We start from the raw sequence: 23254 nt of genomic DNA, 5'->3' as shown, positions 1-23254 counted from the left end.
CCCCGACCCCTCGGACGACCCGAGGAGGCGCGGTGCCGGCCGGTCGCCCACGTCACGCACCCAGCCGAGCGAGGCCGCACCGCGAGCGGGACGTCGCACCACGAACGGGACGTCGCACCACGACTTCTCGTGGTGCGACGTCCCGTCGGTGGTGCGCTGCGGTGCCGGGGGCGTCAGCCGTCGGTGGACGACCCCGTGGCGCGGAGCCGGCGACGGCGGCCGACGACCAGCGCCGACCCTCCGGCCAGCATCAGGGCGAGGGCGGCGAGGGCGGCGAGGCCCAGTCCGTCCTGGCCGGTGAAGGCCAGCGAGCCGTCGGCGTTGCGGACCGTGCGGGCGGGCGTGCTGCCCGAGCCCGAGCCCGAGCCCGTTCCGGTGCCGGGCGTGGTGCCGGGGGCGGAGCTGCCGGGGGTCGTGACGGGCGGCGTCGTGCCCGGGTCGGTCGGGTCGGTCGGGTCGGTCGGGTCGACCGGCGCGGCGGCCACGGCGGCGAGCGACACAGGGGCCGTGAAGGTCGTGCCGGTCCCCGTCACCGTGAAGAGCAGCTGTCGGGTCTGCGCGGCGGAACCGGCGGCGATCTCGGGGATCGTCACGGTCAGGTCGGCCTGCCCCTGCTCGTCGGTGGTCGAGACGACGGTGCCGTCGATCGTCGCGGAGCCGACCTCGACGCCGTCGAGGGTCGCGGTCACGGTGCCGGTGGTCGGGCCGCCGTTGCTGAAGAGCAGCGACGACAGCGAGTAGTCGACGGTGTCGCCGGCCTCGTAGCCGCCCTCGGGGGCGACGGGCGCGGTCACGCCGACGGCACGCTGGGCGAGGTCGGGCGAGACCGACGGGTTCGCCGTGAAGTAGTCGACCTGACTCTGCAGGTCGACCTTGCCGCTGTCGGCCTTGGCCGAGGCGCCGTTGAGGGCCGTGAAGTTGTCGCCGCCCGAGGCGAGGAACGAGTTGACGGTCACCTTGTAGCTGGCGGCCTCGTCGAGCGGGGCGCCTTCGAAGGTGATGTCGCCGATGCGCGACCCGGCGGCGGCCGCGGGGTCGTAGGTGTAGGTCAGACCCTCCGAGACGCCGAGCTTGAGGAACGGACGCGACGACCCGGCGGGCTGCCACTGCTGCTCGAGCGTCTGCCGGATCTGGGCGCCGGTCAGCGTCGAGACGACCAGGGTGTTGGCGAACGGCTGGACGGCGGCGGCCTCCTGGAAGGTCACGCGACCGTCCGCATCGACGGTCGCGTCACCGGTCGAGGCGTACCTCAGGTCGGCGCGGAGCCCGCCGGGGTTCATGAAGGCGATCTGCGCACCGTTCTCGACCGTGGCCGCGAGCTGGGCGTCGGCGACGAGGTTGCCGAGGGTCGACTCTCCCCCGCGGTTCTCGGAGCCGTCGAGCTGCTTGGCGCGCAGCAGGTCGCCGGTGATGGTGCCGACGGGCCTGCGGCCCTCGACGGCGGCGACGGCCTCGGCGTCGGTGACGATGGTCGCGACCGTGGGGTCGGGCGAGGCCGACTGGTACAGCGGGACGAGCGAGCTCGTGACGGTCGCCTCACCGGTGACGTCGTCGTACTGGACGACGAGGTGGCTCAGGTTGGCGCCGTAGCTGCCGGTCTGGACGACGGGGCGGGGCTTGGTGCCGCCGGTCGGAACGATGTCGGTGAAGTTGTAGGTCTGGTGCGTGTGCGCCGAGAGGATGGCGTCGACGGACGGGGAGACGTTCTTCGCGATGTCGGCGAACTGCGAGTCGCCGGTGGCGTCCGCCTCGGCCGCCGAGGCGTTGCCCTCGTGGACGAGCAGGACGATGACGTCGGCCTCGCCGTTGGCGTCGGTCTCGACGCCGTCGGTCAGCTCGGCCGCGGCGTCGTTGACGGAGTCGACGATGTCGCGGAACTCGAGCCCCTCGACGCCGGCCGGGCTGACCAGCTCGGGCATCAGCTCGGTGATGGCGCCGACGAAGCCGACGCGGACGCCGTCGACGTCCTTGACGAAGTAGGGGTCGTAGGCGCGTTCACCCGTGGACGTCCGGTAGATGTTGGCGTTGACGTAGGGGAAGTCGCTGTTGTCCCTCACGCGGACGTTGAAGTCGTCCTGCCCCTTGTCGAACTCGTGGTTGCCCGGCGTGCTGACGTCGAGGCCCATCGCGTTGAGCGCGTCGAGGGTCGGCTCGTCGTCCTGGATGAACGAGGTGAAGGTCGAGGCCCCGATGTTGTCGCCCGACGAGACGAACAGGGTGTTGCCGGGGTTCGCCGCCCGGAACTCGTTGACCTTGCCGGCCATGACGGCCGCACCCGCGGTCGGCGACGTCTCTTGGGCCAGACGCCCGTGGAAGTCGTTGATGCCGAGGATGTCGATGGTCGTCGTCGCGGCCTGCGCGGGGACGGCGGTCAGCGTGCCGAGGCAGAGGGCGCTGACGGCGACGCCGACGAGGGCGGCACCGCGGACGCGCCGCCTGCCTCCCGTCGGGGTGGACTCGGGTGACGGGGGGCTGGTGCGCATGGGCGTCGGGCTCCTGAGAAGGTGGTTCGGGCGTGACGGCACCCCCCGAGAGGGGCACCCGCACACGACCATAAGTTCTCGCCGTGAACCCGACAAGGGTCCGCTGAAGATCGTCACATGTTGTTTACCCGAGCCCCGCGTCAGTCGGCGATCAGCCGCTTGCCCATGCCGAACGCGTCGTCGACCGAGTACCCGAGGTGCTCGTAGAACGCCCGCACCCGCTCGTTGCCGGTGCGCACCTGGAAGTTCGCCTTCGGGCAGCCCATGGCGACCAACAGACGTTCCACCTCGGCCATGAGCTGGCGCCCGAGGCCCCGGCCCTGCCGGTCGGGGTCGACCGCGACGTAGTAGACCCAGCCGCGATGGCCGTCGTAACCGGCCATGGCGGTCGCGACCAGCGCCTCCTCGTCGTCGACGCCCACGACGAACAGCTCGCGCTGCACCGTCAGCTTGCGTTCGATGTCGCGTCGCGGGTCGTTCCAGGGGCGGGTGAGCCCGCAGCGCTCCCAGAGCGCCACGACGGTCTCGGTGTCGGCCTCGTCGAAGGGTCGGATCTGCATGCCTCGACCCTGCCAGACCCCGCAGCCGAGGAGGCGCGGCGCCGGTCACCAGCGCCCCGCACCCCCTCGGGGCCCTCGCGTCGGGGCCCCAGGGCCCTCGCGTTAGGGTGGGTCGTCGTCCGAGCCGCGGGCGTCAGGGAGGGGTCCACCCGTGACCGACGCTCGTCGCCGTCTCGCCGTCCTGGGGTCGCCGATCGAGCACTCCCTGTCGCCGGTGCTGCACCGCACGGCCTACGAGCACCTCGGGTTGCCGTTCGACTACGACCGCGTCGAGGTCGCCTCGGGCGGGCTCGCCGCCTTCGTCGACGGCCTCGACGCGAGCTGGCGCGGGCTGAGCCTGACGATGCCGCTCAAGCGCGAGGTGCTGCCCCTGCTCGCCACCCTCTCGCCGCTGGCCGACCGGCTCGGCGTCGCGAACACCGTCGTGATCGACGACGACGGTCGCCGGCACGGGCACAACACCGACGTCGACGGCATCGTCCGCACCGTCGAGGGGTTCCACGACGCGCGCCCGGCGGCGGCGACGATCCTCGGCGGGGGCGCGACGGCGCTGTCGGCGATGGCCGCCGCGTGGGACCTCGGCGCCCGCTCGTTCTCGATCCACCTGCGCAACCCGATGCGCGCCGGCGAACTGACCTCGCTGGCCGCCGACCTGGGCGCCGACGTGATGATCGCGCCCCTCACCGAGCTGCCGTCGCTCGGCCCGCTCGACTTCGTCATCAGCACGCTGCCCGGCGGCGCGGCCGACGACCTGCACCTCCGCCCGAGCAGCACCTCGTCGGTGCTCTTCGACGTGGCGTACGAGCCGTGGCCGACCCGGCTGGCGTCCCGCTGGCTGGCCGACGGCGGCCTCGTCTTCAACGGCCTCGACATGCTCGTCGAGCAGGCGCTGGGCCAGGTGCGACTCTTCTCCGGCCTCGCCCAGGACGAGCCGGTGGCCGACGAGGGCGTCCTGCGCGAGGCGATGCGCGCCTCCGTGGGGCTGCCGGTGCCCGGACGCTCGACGACCGACAGCGTGGTGGGCTGACGATGGCGACACCGTCGCCGGTCTCGATCGGCCGCGTGGCGCTCGGCCCCGGACGCCCCGCGGTCTGCGTTCCGCTGGTGGCGCGCACCGCCGACGCCCTCGTCGCAGCCGCCTCGGCACTCGACGCCGACACGGCCGAGCTGGTCGAGCTGCGCATCGACTTCGTCGACGCCGCCTTCGCCTCGGCGCCCGACCCCGACGGCCCGGTGCGCACCGGCGCCCAGGCGACGGGGCCGGCCGACCTCGACCTGGTGGCCGACGTCGTCGGGCGGGTGCGCGACGCGCTCGACGCCGACCTGCCCCTGCTCTTCACCCTGCGCACCGAACCCGAGGGGGGCGACCGGGACGTCGCCCCCGCCACCTACGACGCGGTGCTGCGGGCGGCGATCGGCACCGGCCTGCTCGACGCGGTCGACGTCGAGATGTACACCGACCCCGACCTGCTGGGCGGCCTGGTCGACGCGGCCCACGACGCCGGACTGGTGGTGGTGATGTCGTCACACGACTTCAGCGGCACCCCGCCGCAGGGCGAGATCGTGTCGCGCCTGCTCGAGCAACAGGAGAACGGCGCCGACGTGGCGAAGTTCGCGGCGATGCCGTCGAGCCCCGACGACGTGCTGACCCTGATGCGGGCGACGGCCGAGTTCCGCGCCGGGGCCGGCCTCGTGCCCGCGATCACCATGTCGATGGGGCCCCTCGGGGTCGTCTCACGGCTGGCCGGCGAGACGTTCGGCTCGTGCGTCACGTTCGGGTCGGCCGGGGCGACGAGTGCTCCCGGCCAGGTGCCGGCGGTCGGCCTGCGGGCGGCGCTCGAGCTGGTGCACGCGGCACAAGAGGGCTGACGGCGTCGACGCCCGGTCCGGCGTCCCGCCGGGTCTCGCACGTCAGGGCTCCGGCGGCCCGACCCTCGCAGCGTCCACCACCGGGAGACGAGCGACGGACGTCGCTCTACGGGACCACCACGGCGGTCGGGCCCACCGGAGTCCGAACAGAGTAGCGGGCGGTCGCGCGCCCCCGGAACCCCCTCACGAACCACGCGCGGGCTTACCCTCAGGCATGGACGAAGCAGAGATCGACGACCACGCCCGCCGGCTCGTGACGGCCTTCGCGCTGCCGAGCAAGGTCGGTCGCCTGAACAGCCTGCGCTCGAGCGACGAGAAACGGGCGAAGTTCCGCGCCGGTCTCGCCCTCATGCCGTTCCGCTCGGACCGGACCACCCGGCTCAGCCACGCCGACGCGTCCCCCGCCGCCGTGTTGACCCGACTGCGCGACCTCGGGGCAGGCGAGCGCTGCGTCGTGTTCGAGGCGGGGGCCGAGTACGCCGGCGCCCTCGACGACGCGGTCGCCGCCGTCGTCGGCCGCGGGGACGGCGCCGTCATCTCGTGCCTGCCGGGGCGTCTCGGGTACGCCGAGTCCGACTCGGGCGAACGGCTGGTGCTGTCCTTCGACGAGTGATGCTGAGGCGGTCCGCGTCGCGACCGCTCAGGCGGGCCCCGGGTACTGCCGCTCGCCGCCCGTGTCGAAGCGTTCGCCCGACGCACGCGACGGCAGCAGCGACATGACCAGGAGGGTCAGCCAGCCGAGCACCGGCAGCAGGTAGAAGAGCACGTACCAGGCGGTGAAGCCCCCGTCGTGCAGGCGCCGCGACTGCAGCGCGACGGTCGGCAGGAAGCTCACGGCTGCCCAGAGGATCAGCACGACGCCTTGGTGATCGACGTACCCCAGGTCGGTGCTGTCGCCGCCGGCCCAGATCGACGTGCCACCGGTCCCGGTCGCCCACGCCTGCAACGCCCCCTGGAACGCGAACGCGATGACGAACCACCACCAGTACTCGCTGCGGCTCGCCCGCCCGCGGAAGGTGGCGTACTTCCGCCAGAACCGCACGACCGCGACCTTCGGCGAGGCGCGGTGGTACGGCTGGTCGAGCGGCACGGGGCCGACGGCTCCGGTCATGGGGTCTCCTGCGGTGTGGGGTGACGGGCAGCACCATCCTCTCAGCGCGTCCGGCCCGTCGTGGCCGCCCGACGCGGCCCGTCGGTACTGTGGGGCCCGCCGACCCTCGCGTCGGAGTCGTCGCCCACCCCGGGCGGCGCGAGACGAAGGAGACCCCATGAGCATCGGCGGCGGAATCGCCTTGATCGTGATCGGCGCGATCCTCGCGTTCGCTCTCGACTTCCAGGTCGCGGGCATCGACATCCAGCTGATCGGCTACATCCTCATCGGGGCGGGCGTGGTCGTGACCATCATCGGCATCGCCTTCGCGTCGCGTCGTCGCTCGACGGTGTCGACCACCCGCAGCGCGGTCGACCCGGCGACCGGCGAGCGCGTCGAGCGTCGCTCGACCGATCGCGACCCGCTGATCTGATCGGCGGGGTCGGACGCGACCCGAGAACGCAGGAGGCGCGGTGCCGGCTGGCACCGCGCCTCCCGTGTGTCGGGACCGTCGGCGGCTAGAGCTGCACGCCGTCCTGCGCGGACGTCGCCCGGTGGCGGCGACGCAGCACGAGGGCCGCACCGGTGCCGGCGAGCATCAGCGCGAGCAGCAGGGCGGGCAGGGCGTCGGAGCCGGTGAACGCGAGGGGGCCACGTCCGCTGCCGGCCGTACCCGCGCCTCCTGCGCTCGCACCGTCTGCCGGGGCCGCAGCCGGCGGCGTCGTCGGTGCCGGGGTGACGGCGCCCTCGACGACGGCGACCGTCGCGCTCAGGGTCGTGCCGCTCTGCGTGCCGGTCAGCGTGATCGTGTAGCTGCCGGGCTCGGTGGGAGCGGTGACCGTGTAGGTCGCGACGCCGTCGACGACGTCGGCGATGCCGAGGTCGGTCGTGGTGCCGTCGACGTCGAGCGTGCCCGTGACCTGGCGGTCGCCCGCGAGACCGGCCGTGGAGATCGTGAACTCGCTGCCGGGGGCGACCTCGGTGGGAGCCGAGATCGTCGCGTCGGCGCTCAGGCCGTCGAGGTCGCGGTCGAGCTGCAGCGCGTTCACGATGGTGAAGAAGTTGTCGGTCTGGTCGATCAGGCCGACGACGTTCGCGGCACCGGGGCCGTAGCCCGCGACGCGCAACTGCGTGCCGGTGTGCTGCTGCGAGCCACCGGCCGCGGCCGTGCCGTAAGCGATCTTCATCGTCGTGCCGTCGACCGTGGTCAGCGCCGTGCTGAGGGTCGCGGGCGGCGTCGAGTCGACGATCTGGCTCGTGTGGGCGTGGTCGGCCGTGACGATCACCATCGTGTCGCCGTCGGCCTCGGCGAAGGCGAGGGCGGACTGCACGGCCTCGTCGAGGTCGAGCACCTCACCGATCTGGCCGCAGGCGTCGGCGCTGTGGTCGCGCTTGTCGATCGAGGCGCCCTCGACCTGCAGGAAGAACCCGTCGTCGCCGGTGTCGAGCAGGTCGATCGACTTCTCGGTCAGCGACTGCAGCGAGAGGCCGGTCGACAGGCGGTCCGGGTTCGGCTGGCAGGTCTGCGGGGCCAGGTCGGCACCGCCGACCGTCGCCGTCGTCGCGGCGTAGCGCGTCGGGAAGTTGCCGTCGGTGAACGTGCCGAGCACGGGCTGCGCCTGGTCGGCCGCCGTCAGGGCGTCCAGGCCTGCGGCGTCACGCACGACCTGGTAGCCGCGGTCCTGCGCCTGGGCGAACAGGGTGTCGCCCTGCCACTGGCCGGCGCGAGCCGTCTGGCCGAACGAGGTCGCACCGCCGCCGAGGGTGAGGTCGGCGCGCGTGCCGATGATCTGCTCGCTGATCGAACCGAGACCACCCTGGTCGAGCGCGTCCGCGCCGCACTGGGTGACGCTGTCGGGGCCGTAGCAGCTGCGCGCGGCGACGTGGGCGGCCTGGACGGCCGGGGTCGCGTCCTGCAGCTCGGCGGTCGAGACGTTGCCGGTCTTCTTGCCGTTGGCCTTGGCGATCTCGATCAGGGTGTCCTGCGGCACGCCGTCGACGTCGACCGAGATGGCGTTGTCGTAGGTCTTCGTGCCGGTGGCCCAGGCCGAGCCGGTCGCCGCCGAGTCGGGCACGTAGTCGGGCTTGCCCTTGTTCGCGCCGTCCTTGTAGAGCGAGTAGGTCGTGTACTGGCCGGTCAGGGGCAGGGCGTCGATGCCGGGCAGCGCCCCGCCCGCGCCGTACGCGTAGTTGCGGGCCGAGGTGATCTCGCTGTCGCCCATGCCGTCGCCGATCAGCAGGATGACGTTCTTCGCGGGCCCCGCCTCGACCGAGTCGAGCAGCAGCTGCGTGCTGTCGTCGATGCTGCGCGCTGCTCCGCCGTTCTGGGCGACGTTCGCGGGGGTGGCCGCGAACGCGGCGACGGGACTGAGGGCGAGGGCGGCGACGGCGGCCGTGGCGAGGGCCCCCGTCGTCAGGGCCGCACACCGGCGGTTCGGGGTGTTCTTCGACACGGTTCTGCTCCTGTGATCGTGATCGTGATCCGGTCGCCGGGGACTGGGTCGTCGCCCGGCGCTGATCAGCAGACCCCGACCGGGTGGCCGCCGCGTGAACGCGAGCGCATGATCCGGTGAACACCCTCGGACGGGGGCCGCCGCGACATCGGCTCGCCCCACCCCCTCGACCAGCGCCAACTCCCTGCCTAGGCAAATCGTCGAGCGCCGAAGGCGCGGGTCGACACGACGACGACGGCCGGCCACCCCCTCGACCGGCGCAGAACCCCTGCCTAGGCAAATCGTCGAGCGCCGGAAGGGCGGGTGACGACGCACGCGTCGACCCGCCACCCCTCCAACCGGCGCAGAACCCCTGCCTAGGCAAATCGTCGAACGCCGGAGGCGCGGGTGACGACGTCCACGTCGCTCCCACCCCCGCGATCGGCGCAAACCCCCTGCCTCGGCAAATCGTCGAGTGCCGGAGGCGCGGGTCGACACGACGACGACGGCCAACCACCCCCTCGACCGGCGCAAACCCCCTCGCCCGGCGCCAACCCCCTGCCCAGGCAAACCGTTGAACGCCAGAGGCACGGGTGACGACGCCCACGTCGCCCCCACCCCCTCGACCGGCGCAGAACCCCTGCCTAGGCAAATCGTCGAGCGCCGGAGGCGCGGGTCGACACGACGACGACGTCCGGCCACCCCCTCAACCGGCGCAAACCCTTTGCCTAGGCAGATCGTCGAGTGCCGGAGGCGGGGGTCCGTGGGTCGTCTAGGCCCCGGAGCGTCGCGGCCGCGGGTCGTCGCGACCGTGGTCCGCGCGTCGTCGCGCCCGTCCGCTCAGCCGACCGTCGACCGCAGCACCGACGAGCCGTCGGGGCGGCGGCGCACCTCGACGCGATCGGCGATGCGTTGCTTCAGCTCGTCGACGTGGCTGACGATGCCGATCACCCGGCCCGAGGCGCTCAGGCGGCCGAGCTCGCCCATGACGGCGTCGAGCGTGTCGGGGTCGAGCGAGCCGAAGCCCTCGTCGACGAACAGGGTGCCGAGCTCGAGCCCGCCGGCCTCGGCCTGCACGACGTCGGCGAGCCCGAGGGCGAGGCTGAGCGAGGCGTAGAAGGTCTCGCCGCCCGAGAAGCTGCCCGGGTCGCGGGTGGTGTCGGTCGTCGCGTCGCGGATCACGAGCGAGAGCCCGGTCTTGCGCGAGCGCGACCCGACCTCGCGTTCGTCGGACGAGGCGAGTTCGTACCGTCCGCTCGACATCACCGAGAGCCGGACGTTCGCCGCGGCCACGACCTCGTCGAACCGGCGGAGCAGCACGTAGGTGCCGAGCGTCACGCCCTTCACGTTCTCGCCGGTGGAGGCGCTGGCCAGGTTCGCCATGCGCACCACCGCCCTGGCGTGCTCGACGGCGTTGTCGGCGGCGGCCGTCACGGCCTCGAGCGCGGCCAGCGCCTGCCGCGACCGGTCGGCCCGGTCGCCAGCCCGGGTGGCCCGGTCGGTGACCACGTCGAGCTCGGCCTCGACGAGGGCGAGGGCCTCGACGGCCGACTCGACGTCCGCCGTCTCGTCACCGGTCAGCACGGCGACCTCGGGCTCGGCCAGGCCGGCCGCGACGATGGCCCGTTCGCGCTCGTGGGCCGACACGCGCGTCTCGAGGGCGGCCAGGTCGCCTGCCTCGAGGGCGGCGTCGGCGACCTGGTCGACGTCGTCGAACCCGCTGCGCTCGAGGGCGGCGACGAGCTCGGCGCGACGGACGGACGCCGCGTCGGACGCCACGTCGGCAGCGTCGAGGAGGGTCAGGAGGCGCGTGTCGCGTTCGACGCCGTCACGCACCGAGGCGGTGAGTTCGACGACCGTCGGGGCCCGACCGTCGAGCAGTCGCGCGATCTCGGCCTCGTCGTCGAGCAGGGCGCGTCGGTCGGCGGCGACGCGCTCCCGGCCGGTGGCGGCCCGTTCGCGGAGGTCGTCGAGCTCGGTGCGCAGCCGGTCGACCTCGCGGTCGTGTGCCACGAGGGCCGCGTCGGCCGCCGCGAGGGCGACCCGGGCCCGCGTGGCCTCGGACACGCGCAGGGCCAGCGCGGCCAGCTCGGACTCGACGTCGTCGCGGGTCAGGTCGCCCAGGGCGCGGCGGGCCTCGGCGGCCCGCCCCTCGGCGGTGGCGTGCCGGGCGGCGGACTCGCGCTGACGCGCCTCGGCCGCGCGGGAGATCAGCGACGCGGCCTCGACCTGGTCGTCGGTGGGGTGCTCGGCACCGGGAGACGCAGGGGCCGGGTGCTCTCGCGAGCCGCACACGGGGCACGGGTCGCCGACGACCAGGCCCGCGGCCAGGTGGCCCGCCATGCCTTCGATCTGCCGACGGCGGAGGCCGGCCTCGTCGTCCAGGGCCTGCAGGGCCGCCGCCGAGTCGTCGGCCAGTCGTGCGGACGCCGCGTCGGTGGCCCGACCGAGGTCGTCGAGGTCGTCGAGGTCGCGCAGGCGGACCCGCGCCTCCGCCGTCGCCTGCTCGGCGGCCGCGAGGTCGGCCGACCTGTCGGCCAGGGCCTCCCGTTCGACGAGGAGCGAGGCCCGGTCGGCGGGGGCTGCGACGAGGCGGTCGTCGAGCTCGCGGCGCCGCCCGTCGGCGTCGACGAGTGACTGCTCGGCCGCCTCGAGGGCAGCGCGACGACCGGGCAGGGCTCGTTCGGTCCGGGCCGCCTCGGCCAGCAGGGCGAGTTCGGAGAGCCGGGCGTCGCGACGTGCGACGAGGTCGGCGCGGGCCGGGGCCCCGTCGCCTGCGGCGGACCCGGTCTCGTCACCGTCAGGGACGCCCCGGGTGGCCTCGGCCAGCCGTGACGCCGTGTCGCGCTCGGCGTCGGTCGCCCGCGCGACCGCGGCGAGGGCGTCGGTCACGGTGGCGGCTCGGGTCGCCGCGGCGACGCGCAGCCCTACCGTGTCGATCTCGGCGTCGTCCTCGTCGAGTCGGGCCTGCCGGGCGACCAGGTCGGCCCGCCGGTCGAGAGCTGCCCGGAGCGCCCGCACCCGGTCGAGCGAGCGACGCGCGGCGTCGCGGGCCTCGACCACGCGGACTCGGTCGGTCAGTGCGGCGGTGGCCTCGACCTCGAGGCCCTCGAGCACGGCGGCCGCACGGTCGGCGGTCAGGGCCTCGTCGAGGACGTCGGCGTCGAGCCCGCTCGCCTCGAGCAGCCTGGCCCGGGCCAGCTCGATCTCGCGGTCGGCGGCCGCGACGGACGCGTGGGCGGCCTTGCGCTGCTCGACGAGCTCTACCGTCGTGCGCTCGTAGATCTCGGTGCCGAACAGCGACTGCAGGACCTCTTTGCGCTTCTCGCCCGTCGAGCGGAGGAAGGCCGCGAACTCGCCCTGGGGCAGGACGACCGTCTGGACGAACTGCTGACGCGTGAGCCCCAGGATGCGCGAGATCTCGGCTCCGGCCTCTTGGGTGCTGATCGAGACGATCTCACCGTCGACGGCGTCGGGAGACGAGAGACGCCAGAGCTTGGCGGTCGCGTTGGCCGGCGTCGTGCCGGTGCCCCGAGCCTTGGGCCGCCGGTACGCGGGGGTGCGGCGGATGCGGTGGACGCCCGCACCGTTCTCGAACACGAGCTCGACGAAGGGCTCGACGTCGGGCGCGGCGTGGTGGCTGCGCAGCCGGTCGGGCGTCGACGCCGAACCGGCGAGGCCGCCGTAGAGGGCGAAGACGACGGCGTCGATGATCGTCGACTTGCCCGAGCCCGTCGGCCCCTCGAGCAAGAAGGTGCCCGAGGCGCCCAAGGCGGCGAAGTCGATGCTGTACTCGCCGGCGTAGGGCCCGATCGCCCGCAGCGTCAGCCGGTGCAGGTTCATTCGCTCGTCTCGCTCGCCCTGGCGGCCTCGTAGGCGCTGCGGACCACGGCCAGCTCGGCCTCGCTGGGCGCCCCGCCCGAGGCGAAGGCGACGAAGTCGGCCGCGACCTCGATCGGGTCGGACTCGGCCGTGACGGCGGCGAGCGTCGGCGCGTCGACCGCGCCGACGGGCGTGTGGTGGATGGCCAGCGCGTGCGGGAAGTGCTCGGCGACGCGCGCGTAGAGCCGCTCGGGGTGCACGGGGTCGGTCACGAAGACCCGCAGCCAGGCGTCGCGCAGGTCGTCGTGACGCCCGTCGAGCAGGACGTCGAGGGTGTCGGTCACCTCGGCCAGGCGCCTCGGCACGGGCGCGGGGACGAGCTCGACCGAGACGGACCCGTCGGCGGCCAGGTCGACGATCGTCGACGACTTGACCTGGTGGCGTTCTCCGAACGAGAAGGCCAGCGGCGATCCCGAGTACCGCAGGCGGCCCGACGCCCCGACCCTCTGGGCCCCGTGCAGGTGGCCGAGGGCGACGTAGTCGACGCCCTCGAACGCCGTCGAGGGCACCGAGTCGACGCCGCCGACCCGGATGTCGCGCTCGCTCTCGCTGCGCTCGGGTGCGCTCGGCACGTCGAGGCCGCCAGAAGGAGCCGCATCGACGTCGGCGTCGACTTCGGCACCGGCACCGGCGTCGCGGTCGGCATCGACACCGGCACCGGCGTCGCGGTCGGCGTCGGCGTCGCCGTCGGCGTCGGCGTCGCCGTCGGCCTCGGCCTCGGCACCGACGGACCTCGCGGCCACCACGAACGCGTGCGCCAGCACGACCGACCGCGTGCCCGGCCGACCGGCGAGGTCGTCGCGCACCCGCTGCATCGCCGCGCCGACGACGGCAGCGTGCGAGCGGGGCAGGGGTTCGTCGGCCCCCGCCGGGGCGAGCGTCCGCCGCACGCTGTCGGGGTCGAGGTAGGGCAACCCGTAGAAGGCCACCGGGCCGTCGGGGTCGTCGACGACGACCGGGTCGTCGAGCAGGTCGACCGACGCCCGCAGGTGCAGCCCCGGCCGCATCAGCTCGGCCGCGAACCCCAACCGCACCGCCGAGTCGTGGTTGCCCGGCGTGACGACCACCGTCGCGTGCTCGGTCAGCCCCGCCAGCGCTCGGCCGAGGAGGCGCACGCTGGGCACCGCGGGCACCGCCCGGTCGTACACGTCACCGGCCACGACGACGACGTCGACCGACCGCTCGACGACGAGCCCGACCAGGTGGTCGACGAACGCCTGCTGGTGCTCGTGCAGGTCGACCCCGTGCAGCGTGCGACCCAGATGCCAGTCGCTGGTGTGCAGGATGCGCACGGCGCCCCTCTCGTCGGTGTCGTGGTCGGTGTCGCGGTCGGTGTCGCGGTCGGTGCGGCAGCGGGTGCCGGAGTCGGTGCCCCGACTGTATCGGGGGCCTCCGACAGAGCCGGCCGCGCCTCCTCGGGTCCGGCGCCGCGCCTCCTCGGGTCCCGCGCCGCGCCTCCCGGCCGGTCGCCGCCACGCCCGTGGGAGTGAGATGGTCAGATGCCCGCGAACCACGGCGGGCCCGACGAGAGCGAGACCGTGAGCCCCGACGCCCTGCAGCCCGACCAGGTCACCGCCCTGCGCCGCGAGGTCGAGGCGCGCCTCGACGCGATGGTGGCCGACCTGACGACGTACGCGAGCCTCGAGACGCCGTCCGACGACGTCGACCTGCTCGAGGCGGGGCTCCGCTGGATCGAGGGCTGGCTCGGCGAGACCGTCGGCCCTCCCGCCGACCGACGCGTGCACGTCGTCGAGGGCTACGGCGACACCGTCACGCTCGACTACCCGTCGCCGTCGGGGTCGACCGAGTGGGTGTCGGCGCTCTGCCACTACGACACGGTGTGGTCCGAGGGCACGACGGCCACCTGGCCCGTGACCGTCGAGGGCGACCGCATGACCGGCCCCGGGGTCTTCGACATGAAGTCCGGGCTGATCCAGCTCGGCAACGCCCTCGCCGTCGGCGACCGGTTGGGGCTGCCCCGCCCGAACGTCCGGCTGCTGCTCAACGGCGACGAAGAGGTCGGCAGCATCGCCTCGCGCGACGCGATCGAGCGCGAGTGCGGACGAGGAGGCGCGGTGTTCGTCTTCGAGTCCGCCGCCGACGGCGCCGTCAAGACCGCCCGCAAGGGCGTCGGCATCTTCGAGGTCGAGGCCTTCGGGGTCGAGGTCCACGCCGGGCTGCACCCGCGCTCGGGTGCGAGTGCCGTCGACGAGATCGCCCGGGTCGTCATGACGCTGCACGCGGCCGCCGACTTCGACGCGGGCACCTCGCTCAACGTGGGAGTCCTGCAGGGCGGCACCCGCACCAACGTGAAGGCCGGTTACGCCAGGGCCATGGTCGACGTCCGCGTCACCTCGACCGCCGAGGCCGAACGCATCGAGCGGGTGTTCGCGGGGCTGACCGCGCACGACCCCGAAGCGTCCGTCACGGTCACCGGCGGCTGGAACCGCCCGCCGATGGAACGCTCGGCCGCGACCGGCGCCCTGTACGAACGAGCCGCCGGGGTCGCGTCGTCGCTCGGCTTCGAGCTGCGCGAGGTGTCGGTCGGCGGTGCCAGCGACGGCAACTTCGCGGCGGCGCTCGGCCTGGCCGTGCTCGACGGGGTCGGCGGCGTCGGCGGCGGCGCCCACGCCCGCCACGAGTGGATCAGCGTGCGCGGCATGGTCGAGCGGACCGAGTTCGTCACCGCCCTGCTCGCCGACCTCGCCTGACCGCCCCGCCCGCGCCTCCTGCACCGCTCCTCCGTCGCCCAGACCCCCGGAAGTCGCCGAGACCCCTGCTCGCGAGCGAGGGTCTCGGCTACTTCCTGGGGTGTCGAGCGGGCAGCCGGGCAGCCGGGCAGCCGGGCGGGCAGGCAGGCCGTCGGGCGCCCGGTCAGCCCTCGAGCGTGAAGTCGTAGACGCCGGCGTCGAAGCGCGCGTAGCCGGGGTAGTCGATCAGCTCGTAGAGCTCGGCCCGGGTCTGCATGGTCGGCAACTGCGACTCGAGCGTGCCGTCGGCGGCCAGGGCGTCGAGGGCCCGGGCGGCCGCGCCCATCGCGGCGCGCATCAGCGACACGGGGTGGATGACCATGCTCACCCCGACGTCGTGCAGCTGCTGCCGGGTGAACAGGGCGCTCTTGCCGAACTCCGTCATGTTGGCCAGCACCGGCACGTCGAGCGCCGAGCAGATCGCCTCGAACTCGTCGAGGTCGGCCATCGCCTCGGCGAAGATGGCGTCGGCGCCCGCGTCGACGAGGGCCTGCGCCCGGTCGACCGCCGCCTGGAGCCCGTCGATCGCCCGGACGTCGGTGCGCGCCATGATCACGAGCGACGGGTCGCGTCGGGCGTCGACGGCGGCCCGGATGCGACCGGTGGCCGTGGCCGCGTCGACGACCTGCTTGCCGTCGAGGTGGCCGCAGCGCTTGGGGTTGACCTGGTCCTCGACGTGCAGCCCCGCCACGCCGGCGGCCTCGAGGGCCTGCACGGTGCGGGCGACGTTCATCGGCTCGCCGAACCCGGTGTCGGCGTCGACGAGCACGGGCAGGTCGGTCATCGAGGCGATCTGCCCGGCGCGGGTGGCCACCTCGGTCAGGGTGGTGAGGCCGATGTCGGGCAGCCCGAGCTCGTTGGCCATGACGGCGCCCGACACGTAGACGCCGTCGAAGCCCTTCTGCTCGATCAGGCGGGCGGTCAGCGGGGTGAACGCCCCGGGGAACGTCAGCGTGCGCTCGTCGGCGAGCCCGGCCCGGAACGCCGCGCGCTTGTCGGCCGCGGTCACCGTCGAGTACAGCATCAGAACAGCCCGCCCGGCTGGGCGGCCGCACCCGCGAGGGCGTCGGGCGCGACGATGCCGAGCCGACGCACCTCGTCGGCCGTCAGCGAGGGGAGGCGAGTGGCCAGGTCGACGAACCGCTCGACCTCGGCGTCGGGCAGCACGCCCTCGGCCAGCGTGCGGAACTTGCGCACGTAGTCGTCCCGCCCGAAGGGGCGGGCCCCGAGGGGGTGCGCGTCGGCGACGGCGATCTCGTCGACGAGGGTCGTGCCGTCGACGAACTCGACCTCGATGCGTCCGCCGAAGGCCTTCTCGGCCGGGTCGGTCGAGTGGTACCGGGCCGTCCACGCGGGGTCTTCGGCCGTGGTGATGCGCTGCCACAGCTCGACCGTGTCGGGCCGCTGCGCGCGGGCCGGGGCGTAGCTGCGTTCGTGGTGCCACTCGCCGTCCTGCAGGGCGACGGCCACGATGTACGGGATCGAGTGGTCGAGCGTCTCGCGGCTGGCCGTGGGGTCGTACTTCTGCGGGTCGCCGGCGCCCGAGCCGATGACGACGTGGGTGTGGTGGCTGGTGTGCAGCACGATGCTCCGCACCTGCGACGCGTCGCGCAGCGCCGGGTGCGAGCGGCCGAATCGGCGGGCCAGGTCGATCCACGCCTGGGCCTGGTACTCGGCCGAGTGCTCTTTCGTGTAGGTGTCGAGGATGCCGCGCTTCGACGCCCCCGGTGCCGGCAGCGGCACGTCGTACGACCCGGTGGGCCCGTCGAGCAGCCAGGCGATCACGCCGTCCTCGCCCTCGTAGATCGGGGCGGGGCTGCCCTGCCCGCGCATCGCCCGGTCGACGGCCTCGACCGCGGCCTTGCCGGCGTACGCCGGGGCGTAGGCCTTCCACGACGAGATCGCGCCCTTGCGGGACTGCCGCGTGGCGGTCGTCGTGTGCAGCGCCTGGCCGATCGCCTGGTGGACCACCTCGGTCGACAGCCCCAGCATGGTGCCGAGCCCGGCGGCGACCGACGGCCCGAGGTGGGCGACGTGGTCGATCTTGTGGGCGTGCAGGCTGATGGCGCGGACGAGGTCGACCTGCACCTCGTACCCGGTCACGATGCCGCGCAGCAGGGCCGCGCCGTCGAGCCCGCGGTGCTGTGCCACGGCGACGAGGGCCGGGACGTTGTCGCCCGGGTGCGAGTACTCCGCCGCGAGGAACGTGTCGTGGAAGTCGAGCTCGCGCACGGCGACCCCGTTCGCCCAGGCGGCCCACTCGGGCGAGACGGGGTGCTCGGGCGCGACGCCCGTGACCTGCGAGCCCGCGCCTCCCGTGGTCGGCGGGTGGGCCAGCGCCTGGTCGCGGGCGACCGCGACCGGGGCGCGCAGCAGCGACGCGGCCGAGACCGCGGCGTTGTCGATCAGGCGGTTGATCACCATCTCGGTGACGTCGTCGTCGATCGGGGCGTCGTCGGTCGCGAGCGCGGCCAGGCGCCAGGCGAGCTCGTCCTCGCGGGCCAGCGGCTCGTCGCTGCGGTGCACGCGCACGGTGTGCACCACGAGGTCGGCCGGCGGGGCGGTCGGCCCACCCGTCACCCCGGACGAGGAGGCGCGGGTCGCGTCGACCCCGCCACCCGCGTCGGTCGTCGCCCCGGCCTCGTGCTCGTGCTCGGACGCCTGCTGGTGCTGCGTGCTCATCGGCCACCCTCTCTGGTGGGGCGGGCCTCGTCGGGCCCGCCGTGCGCCGTCGTCGGTGACGGCCGTGTCGTTGCCGACCAGTCTCGCATCCCGTGCCGGACCGGGGCCGAGCCGCCTCCGTGACGCGATCGTGACCCGCGCGGGGCCACGTCATCCTGACGGACGAGTCCGCGGGGCAGACCGATCGGTACCGTCGGAGTCGACGATCACCGGTCGTCGACGATCAGGAGGGCACGACCATGAAGCACACGGCGATCACCACGGGGGCGACCATCGGCCTCGTCCTGGCCCTCGCGACGGGCTGCACGCCCGGCCCCGGCGGCGCGACCCCCGGCCCGTCGGCGTCCGGCTCGGCGTCGACCGGTCCGACGTCGACGAGCACGGCCGATCCGTCGACCGCCCCGTCGGGCACGTCGACGCCCGAGCCGACCGCGTCCGACCCCGGCGGGTCCGCGCCCGTCGCCCTGCCGACCGACTGCACCGAGATCGTCGACCAGGCCACCTACGCCTCCACCTTCGGCGACATCCCCCTGAACCCGGTCGAGTTCGGGGGCTCGGGCACCAGCTCGGGCGTGGTCACGCCGACCACCCCGCCCGCCGGGGCCGGTGCGCGCGACGTCGTCGCGGCGGCGACCGAACTGTCCTGCCTCTGGCGCGACCCGCGCTCCGACGTCTCGGGCATCTCGGTCGCGATGGGGCACCTCGAACCCGCGGCCGGCGCCGCGGCCCTCGACGGCTTCGCGTCGCAGGGCTACACCTGCACCGCCGTCCACGACGGCCGCAGCTGCCAGCTCGTGACGCCCGACGCGCAGTACCCGGTCGACCGCACGCAGACCTACTGGGTGCGCGACGACGTGGTCGTCACCGTCGACCAGACGAACGTGCCGACGGACGACCTGATCGGCTCGATCGCGACGCGCCTCTGGGGCTGACGCCGCGCCTCCTGCGCCTGTCGCACCGTCACCTGGACGTCGCACCGCCGAAAGCGGCGGTGTGACGTCCAGTCGGCGGTGCGATGCGGAGCGGCGCCGCGGGCCGCAGCGCGCGGCGCCGCGCGCTAGAGGATGCTCTTGGGGACGCGGTGCAGCGTGACGGCGCCGACAGCGGCGAACGGGTGCAGCGGGTCGGGCGCCGCCGAGCCGGTCGGCCCGCCGAGCCGCGAGTGCCCGACCGCGCTGAGCACGGCGTAGGCGTCGCCGCGCGACCAGCCGTGGTCGTCGACCAAGAACGAGAAGGCGTCCTCGTACCCACGCCGGACGCTCTCTTGCACCGGGTCGCCGAGCCCGACGAAGATCCAGTCGTCGGCGGTCTCGATGCGCGGCGCCCGCAGCCCGAGCCCGGGCACGAGGTCGACCGAGACGACGGCGGTGCCCTCGGCCTCGATCGCCACGAACGACGACTCGCCCTCGGCCATGATCGCGTGCACGTCGCCGATCGAGAGGTACGCGCCCTCCACCATCACCGGCAGGTAGACCGTCGAGCCGACCGTGTTCTCGGTGACGTCCATGTTGCCGCCCTGGGGGTACGCCGGCATGATCGTCGAGTTCTCGCCCTCGGCCGGAGCGGTGCCCATGCAGCCGATCATCGGCCGCGCGTCGAACACGTGCCGGTCGGTGACGTGCACCCCGTCGGAGTCGATCGGCACGCGCCGGGTGAACATCTCGTCGCCCATCACGTGCTGCAGCGCACCCGACCCGGGCAGGCTGACCGACCAGCCGTGCTCGATCAGCCGGATCTCGTGCACCGTCACGGCGAGCGCGTCGCCCGGCTTCGCGCCCTCGACGTAGACCGGCCCCGTGACCGGGTTGATCGGCACCGACAGCTTCGCCAGGTCGTGGTGCTCGTGCAGCTCGGCGTAGACCGCGTCGCTCGTCTCGAAGCCGATGCGCTCGCCCGTTCCGGGTTCGATGCGCAGCACCGGCTCGACCGAGGCGGTGAAGCCCGGGCGGCCGTGCTCCTTGCCGAGGAGGTGGTCGATGCCGTCGTGCCGTGGCCCCGAGGAGGCGCGGGCCGGGTCCCCGACGGAGGCCCCGACCCCCGGGTCGGTCCCGGCGCCGCCTGCAGCAGCACCCTCGGCGGCAGAACCGTCGACGGTCACGCGTCGTGCCGTTCGGAGTCGGTGGCGGGGGTGGACGCGACCGCGGCGTCGTCGGCACCCTGCCCGAGGGTCGGCGCCGCGCCTCCTCGGCTGCGGTAGTAGAAGAACACCCCGGCGCCGACGACGAGCCAGACGAGCCCGCCGATCTTGGCCGCGGGTGCCGCGTTGACCAGCACGTAGCCGATGATCACGAACCCGACCACGGGCACGACGAGGTGCAGCAGCCAGTTGCGCGACTTCTTCTTGACGACGTAGTGCACCACGACCGACACGTGCAGCAGCATGAAGCCGAACAGTGCCCCGAAGTTGACCAGCGACGAGATGACGTCGATCTGGCCGACGAAGAACAACACGAGCACGGCCGACAGCGCCGACACGACCAGGATCGCCGCCTGCGGCACCTGGCGGGTGTTGATCCGCGAGAGGAACGCGGGCAGCTGCCCGTCGCGGCTCATCGAGAACAGCAGGCGCGAGGTCGCGGCCTGTGCGGCCATGGCGTTGGCGATGCCGACGGCGAGCACGTTGACGACGAAGAACGCCGTCGCCCAGCCGCTGTTCGACGCCTCGCGCACGAGGTCGAAGAAGGCGTTGCCGGCCTCGCCCTCGGGGAACGAGTCGCGGCCCGCGGCGAGCGCACTGGCGAGCCAGGTCTGCAGCACGAAGCAGAACGCGACGATGAACAGGGCGATGATCATGGCCTTGCCGGCCCCGCCGCGCTTGCCGGTGCTCTCTTCGGCGAGGGTCGAGATGCCGTCGAAGCCCAAGAAGCTCAGCACGGCGATCGACAGCGCCGACGCGATCAGGGGTGCGGTGACCTTGCTGGAGTCCCAGACCGGGTCGGTGGTGAACTCGGCGCCGGGGATGGTGCCGCCGTTCAGGGCCGTCACCGCGATGACGACGAAGATCACGATGAAGACGACCTCGATCGCGAGGAACACCCGGTTCATCAGCTTGATCGAGCTGATGCCGAGCAGGTTCACCGCGGTGTTGATCGCGACGAAGATCAGCGCCCACATCCAGCGGGCGGTCCCGGGGAAGATCCCGATCATCGACTCGGCGGCGAAGACGTAGAGCAGCGTCGGCACGAGCAGGTAGTCGAGCAAGATGGCCCAGCCGGCGAAGAACCCGGCCACGGGGTGGATGCCACGGCCGACGTACGAGAAGACCGAGCCGGCCAGCGGGATCGACTTCGCCATCTGCGCGTAGGCGAGTGCCGTGAAGATCATCGCGACGAGGCCGACCAGGTAGACGAGCGGCACCATGCCCGACGAGGCGTTGTAGACGGTGCCGAAGATCGCCCAGGGCGCGATCGGCACCATGAAGATCAGGCCGTAGATCAGCAGGTCGCCGGTCGACACCGACCGCTTCAGCTCTTGCTTGTAGCCGTACTGCTCGAGTTGCTGCTGGTTGCTCAGCTCTCCGCCGCCGGCGGCCTTCGTGTGCAGGGACATGGTGTGCTCTCTCGCTCGGGTGGAGGTGGGGTCGGTCAGGAGGCGCGGGTCGCGCCGGCGGCGTCGTCGTGCGACGCCAGGAACCCGGCGACGACGGAGCGGAACGCCGCGGGCTGCTCGAGGTGCGAGCAGTGGCTGGCGCCGGCGAAGACGTGCGAGCGGACGTCGGCGATGCCGTCGACGAACGGCTGCCACGTCGCGGGCGTCGCCTCGTCGTGCTCGCCGGCGACGACGAGGGTCGGGGCGGTGATCGACGGCAGCCGGTCGACGATCGTCCAGTCGCGCATCGTGCCGATGACGTGGAACTCGTTCGGCCCGTTCATCGTGTGGTAGACGGTCGGCTCGGCCTCCATCTGCTGCTCGCTGTCGACGAAGTCCTGCGGCATGGGCACCACGCGGCAGACGTGGCGCTCGTAGAACACCTGGGTGGCGGCGAGGTACTCGGGGTCGGTGGTCGTGCCGTCCGCCTCGTGGCGGGCCAGCGCCTCCTGGGTGTCGGCCGGCAGCTGCGCCCGCAGCTCGGCGGCGCCCTCGACCCAGAGCTGCATGGAGGCGGGCGAGTTGCAGATCGCCAGGCTCGTCAGCCCGTCCGGTGCCGTCACGGCGATCTCGGCGCCCAGCATGCCGCCCCACGACTGGCCGAGCAGGTGGTACCGCTCGAGGCCGAGGTGCGCGACGAGGGCCTCGAACTCGGCGACGAACAGGCTCGCCTGCCAGAAGTCGACCGGGGCGTCGGGCAGGTGGGTGCTGCGGCCGCAGCCGAGCTGGTCGTAGTGCACGACGGTGCGACCGGTCTCGTCGGCGAGGGCCTCGAGGTTGCGCAGGTAGTCGTGGGCCATGCCCGGGCCGCCGTGCAGCACGACGAGCGGCAGGGCGCCGTCGCGTGGCTCGTCGGGCGTGGTGACCCGGTACCAGGTCTCGGCGTCGTGGAACGGGGCGGTGCCGGTGGTGATCGTGGACATGCCGGTGAGCATGCACCCGCCTAAGGTCTCGCGACAAGACCTTTCTCGATGCCTTAATCTGCTCGTAACACGACGAGGCCTCGCGGGCGGTGCACGCGAGGGCGGTCGGGGCGGGACGGGGACGCGATGGGCCAGGACGACAGCCGAGGAGGCGCGGGCGGCCCCCGCCCGGACGTCACGGTCGACGGCGCCCTCGGTGGTGCGCTCGGGGCGCCGCTCGCCCCCACGACCCGCGTCGACGACATCACCGACCGGCTCGTCACGGCCATCACGATCGGTGAGTACCTGCCCGGCTCGCGCCTGCCGCCGGAGCGCGACCTCGCCGCCTCGCTGCGGGTCGGGCGCATGACCGTCCGCGCCGCACTGGCCCGGCTGGTCGAGCAGGGGCTGATCGTGACGCAGCGCGGGCGCGGCGGCGGCTCGTTCGTCCAGGCGCCGACGCCGGGCTCGGGGGCGGACGTCGTGCGCCGCACGCTCTCGGCGCGCTGGTCGGACCTCCGCGACACGAGCGAGGCGATCAGCCGGCTGCACGGCGTCGTCGCCGAGGCCGCGGCCGACAACCGCTCGAGCGACGACGTCGACCGACTGCACGACCGGCTCGAGCGCTACCGCGCCGCACCGTCGGGGCTCGCGTCGCAGCAGGCCGACGAGGCGCTGCACGTCGCGATCGCCGAGGCCGCGGGCAACGCCACGCTGCGCGGCGTGTTGTTCGACCTGGAGGCGCGGGTGAGCATCTCGGCGCCGGCACACCTCTGGGGCGGGCCGGAGGGCATGCGCGAGATGGAGCTGCGGGCCCTCGCCGACCACGAGGCCCTCGTCGCCGCGATCTGCGAGGGGCGGGCCTCCGACGCCGCGGCCATCGCCCGCGAGCACGTCAAGATCGACCTCGAGCTGCTCGAGCGCGAGCTCGGCCGCGCCGCGCCCTGACCCCGACCCGCGCCTCCCCGCCCCACCCCCTCGACCGGTGCACAACACCTGCCTAGGCAAATCGCCCA

18 protein-coding genes are annotated in these 23254 nt (G+C 73.7%); 7 read left to right on the top strand and 11 right to left on the bottom strand.

Annotated features, from left to right (window positions below; translation table 11 throughout):
• Window positions 1–173 precede the first annotated feature (173 nt).
• Window positions 174–2483, bottom strand: coding sequence for a bifunctional UDP-sugar hydrolase/5'-nucleotidase (locus ITJ55_RS14975; RefSeq protein WP_194596124.1), 2310 nt, complete (start codon window positions 2481–2483; stop codon window positions 174–176).
• A 140-nt stretch (window positions 2484–2623) separates the two neighbouring features.
• Window positions 2624–3043 carry a GNAT family acetyltransferase gene (locus tag ITJ55_RS14970; RefSeq protein ID WP_194596123.1) on the bottom strand — a complete coding sequence of 140 codons (420 nt, stop codon included), beginning with the start codon at window positions 3041–3043 and terminating at the stop codon, window positions 2624–2626.
• 151 nt (window positions 3044–3194) lie between these two features.
• On the opposite strand from ITJ55_RS14970, the gene ITJ55_RS14965 reads away from it, so the two are divergent.
• The 3 genes from ITJ55_RS14965 (at window position 3195) to ITJ55_RS14955 (ending at window position 5525) form a co-directional block, all read left to right on the top strand.
• Window positions 3195–4070 (top strand): shikimate dehydrogenase, encoded by an 876-nt coding sequence (locus tag ITJ55_RS14965; protein ID WP_194596122.1) that lies wholly within the window; start codon window positions 3195–3197, stop codon window positions 4068–4070.
• A gap of 2 nt (window positions 4071–4072) precedes the next feature.
• Complete coding sequence (gene aroD / locus ITJ55_RS14960) at window positions 4073–4912, top strand: type I 3-dehydroquinate dehydratase (RefSeq protein ID WP_194596121.1); 840 nt, start codon at window positions 4073–4075, stop codon at window positions 4910–4912.
• Window positions 4913–5126: 214 nt separating this feature from the next.
• Complete coding sequence (locus ITJ55_RS14955; RefSeq protein WP_194596120.1) at window positions 5127–5525, top strand: hypothetical protein; 399 nt, start codon at window positions 5127–5129, stop codon at window positions 5523–5525.
• A gap of 27 nt (window positions 5526–5552) precedes the next feature.
• On the opposite strand, the gene ITJ55_RS14950 is transcribed toward ITJ55_RS14955, so the two are convergent.
• Window positions 5553–6023: a DUF805 domain-containing protein gene (locus ITJ55_RS14950; RefSeq protein WP_194596119.1), complete on the bottom strand. Its 471-nt coding sequence runs from the start codon at window positions 6021–6023 to the stop codon at window positions 5553–5555.
• Between the two features lie 157 nt (window positions 6024–6180).
• Between ITJ55_RS14950 and ITJ55_RS14945 the strand changes: the two genes are divergently transcribed.
• Entirely contained in the window at window positions 6181–6435 is a 255-nt protein-coding gene (locus ITJ55_RS14945; RefSeq protein WP_056261019.1) for a DUF6458 family protein, read from the top strand.
• A gap of 85 nt (window positions 6436–6520) precedes the next feature.
• Here ITJ55_RS14945 and phoA read toward each other — a convergent pair whose 3' ends face one another.
• From phoA to ITJ55_RS14930, 3 genes are all read right to left on the bottom strand, one after another.
• Complete coding sequence (gene phoA, locus ITJ55_RS14940) at window positions 6521–8455, bottom strand: alkaline phosphatase (RefSeq protein WP_370544194.1); 1935 nt, start codon at window positions 8453–8455, stop codon at window positions 6521–6523.
• Window positions 8456–9274: 819 nt separating this feature from the next.
• On the bottom strand, window positions 9275–12277 hold the full coding sequence (locus ITJ55_RS14935) for an AAA family ATPase (RefSeq protein WP_194596118.1): 3003 nt from the start codon (window positions 12275–12277) through the stop codon (window positions 9275–9277).
• Complete coding sequence (locus ITJ55_RS14930) at window positions 12274–13608, bottom strand: exonuclease SbcCD subunit D (RefSeq protein ID WP_194596117.1); 1335 nt, start codon at window positions 13606–13608, stop codon at window positions 12274–12276. The genes ITJ55_RS14935 and ITJ55_RS14930 overlap by 4 nt, the downstream gene beginning before the upstream one ends.
• A 207-nt stretch (window positions 13609–13815) precedes the next feature.
• Between ITJ55_RS14930 and ITJ55_RS14925 the strand changes: the two genes are divergently transcribed.
• Window positions 13816–15027, top strand: a complete 1212-nt coding sequence (locus ITJ55_RS14925) for a M20/M25/M40 family metallo-hydrolase (RefSeq protein WP_228498731.1) — start codon at window positions 13816–13818, stop codon at window positions 15025–15027.
• Window positions 15028–15190: 163 nt separating this feature from the next.
• Here the strand turns inward: ITJ55_RS14925 and prpB are convergent, their stop codons facing one another.
• Together prpB and ITJ55_RS14915 are read right to left on the bottom strand one after the other, a co-directional pair.
• Window positions 15191–16090: a methylisocitrate lyase gene (gene prpB, locus ITJ55_RS14920; protein ID WP_194596116.1), complete on the bottom strand. Its 900-nt coding sequence runs from the start codon at window positions 16088–16090 to the stop codon at window positions 15191–15193.
• On the bottom strand, window positions 16090–17748 hold the full coding sequence (locus tag ITJ55_RS14915; protein WP_194596115.1) for an MmgE/PrpD family protein: 1659 nt from the start codon (window positions 17746–17748) through the stop codon (window positions 16090–16092). Before ITJ55_RS14915 ends, prpB begins: the two co-directional genes overlap by 1 nt.
• Before the next feature lie 239 nt (window positions 17749–17987).
• Between ITJ55_RS14915 and ITJ55_RS14910 the strand changes: the two genes are divergently transcribed.
• Window positions 17988–18680: a hypothetical protein gene (locus ITJ55_RS14910; protein WP_194596114.1), complete on the top strand. Its 693-nt coding sequence runs from the start codon at window positions 17988–17990 to the stop codon at window positions 18678–18680.
• A gap of 125 nt (window positions 18681–18805) precedes the next feature.
• On the opposite strand, the gene ITJ55_RS14905 is transcribed toward ITJ55_RS14910, so the two are convergent.
• The 3 genes from ITJ55_RS14905 to ITJ55_RS14895 are packed head-to-tail and all read right to left on the bottom strand — an operon-like array spanning window position 18806 to window position 22259.
• Window positions 18806–19846 (bottom strand): acetamidase/formamidase family protein, encoded by a 1041-nt coding sequence (locus ITJ55_RS14905; protein ID WP_370544193.1) that lies wholly within the window; start codon window positions 19844–19846, stop codon window positions 18806–18808.
• A complete protein-coding gene (locus ITJ55_RS14900; protein ID WP_194596113.1) occupies window positions 19843–21297 on the bottom strand; it encodes an APC family permease in 1455 nt (484 codons plus the stop codon). Before ITJ55_RS14900 ends, ITJ55_RS14905 begins: the two co-directional genes overlap by 4 nt.
• Window positions 21298–21332: 35 nt before the next feature.
• Window positions 21333–22259, bottom strand: coding sequence for a proline iminopeptidase-family hydrolase (locus ITJ55_RS14895; protein WP_228498729.1), 927 nt, complete (start codon window positions 22257–22259; stop codon window positions 21333–21335).
• 126 nt (window positions 22260–22385) lie between these two features.
• On the opposite strand from ITJ55_RS14895, the gene ITJ55_RS14890 reads away from it, so the two are divergent.
• Window positions 22386–23186, top strand: coding sequence for a FadR/GntR family transcriptional regulator (locus ITJ55_RS14890; RefSeq protein WP_194596111.1), 801 nt, complete (start codon window positions 22386–22388; stop codon window positions 23184–23186).
• The last annotated feature ends 68 nt before the right edge of the window (window positions 23187–23254 follow it).

Origin of the sequence: Frigoribacterium sp. VKM Ac-1396 (genome assembly GCF_015350895.1) — a bacterium.
Lineage (GTDB): Bacteria > Actinomycetota > Actinomycetes > Actinomycetales > Microbacteriaceae > Frigoribacterium.
The sequence above is the reverse complement of the archived record's forward strand: the minus strand, read 5'-3'. Positions and strand labels throughout refer to the sequence as shown.

What these genes read in the sequence shown, in the direction of transcription:
- ITJ55_RS14975 (WP_194596124.1), bottom strand. Translation starts at nt 2,483, where the DNA reads ATGCGCACCAGCCCCCCGTCACCCGAGTCCACCCCGACGGGAGGCAGG.
- ITJ55_RS14970 (WP_194596123.1), bottom strand. Translation starts at nt 3,043, where the DNA reads ATGCAGATCCGACCCTTCGACGAGGCCGACACCGAGACCGTCGTGGCG.
- aroD (WP_194596121.1), top strand. Translation starts at nt 4,073, where the DNA reads ATGGCGACACCGTCGCCGGTCTCGATCGGCCGCGTGGCGCTCGGCCCC.
- ITJ55_RS14955 (WP_194596120.1), top strand. Translation starts at nt 5,127, where the DNA reads ATGGACGAAGCAGAGATCGACGACCACGCCCGCCGGCTCGTGACGGCC.
- ITJ55_RS14950 (WP_194596119.1), bottom strand. Translation starts at nt 6,023, where the DNA reads ATGACCGGAGCCGTCGGCCCCGTGCCGCTCGACCAGCCGTACCACCGC.
- ITJ55_RS14945 (WP_056261019.1), top strand. Translation starts at nt 6,181, where the DNA reads ATGAGCATCGGCGGCGGAATCGCCTTGATCGTGATCGGCGCGATCCTC.
- ITJ55_RS14935 (WP_194596118.1), bottom strand. Translation starts at nt 12,277, where the DNA reads ATGAACCTGCACCGGCTGACGCTGCGGGCGATCGGGCCCTACGCCGGC.
- ITJ55_RS14925 (WP_228498731.1), top strand. Translation starts at nt 13,816, where the DNA reads ATGCCCGCGAACCACGGCGGGCCCGACGAGAGCGAGACCGTGAGCCCC.
- prpB (WP_194596116.1), bottom strand. Translation starts at nt 16,090, where the DNA reads ATGCTGTACTCGACGGTGACCGCGGCCGACAAGCGCGCGGCGTTCCGG.
- ITJ55_RS14915 (WP_194596115.1), bottom strand. Translation starts at nt 17,748, where the DNA reads ATGAGCACGCAGCACCAGCAGGCGTCCGAGCACGAGCACGAGGCCGGG.
- ITJ55_RS14910 (WP_194596114.1), top strand. Translation starts at nt 17,988, where the DNA reads ATGAAGCACACGGCGATCACCACGGGGGCGACCATCGGCCTCGTCCTG.
- ITJ55_RS14900 (WP_194596113.1), bottom strand. Translation starts at nt 21,297, where the DNA reads ATGTCCCTGCACACGAAGGCCGCCGGCGGCGGAGAGCTGAGCAACCAG.
- ITJ55_RS14895 (WP_228498729.1), bottom strand. Translation starts at nt 22,259, where the DNA reads ATGTCCACGATCACCACCGGCACCGCCCCGTTCCACGACGCCGAGACC.
- ITJ55_RS14890 (WP_194596111.1), top strand. Translation starts at nt 22,386, where the DNA reads ATGGGCCAGGACGACAGCCGAGGAGGCGCGGGCGGCCCCCGCCCGGAC.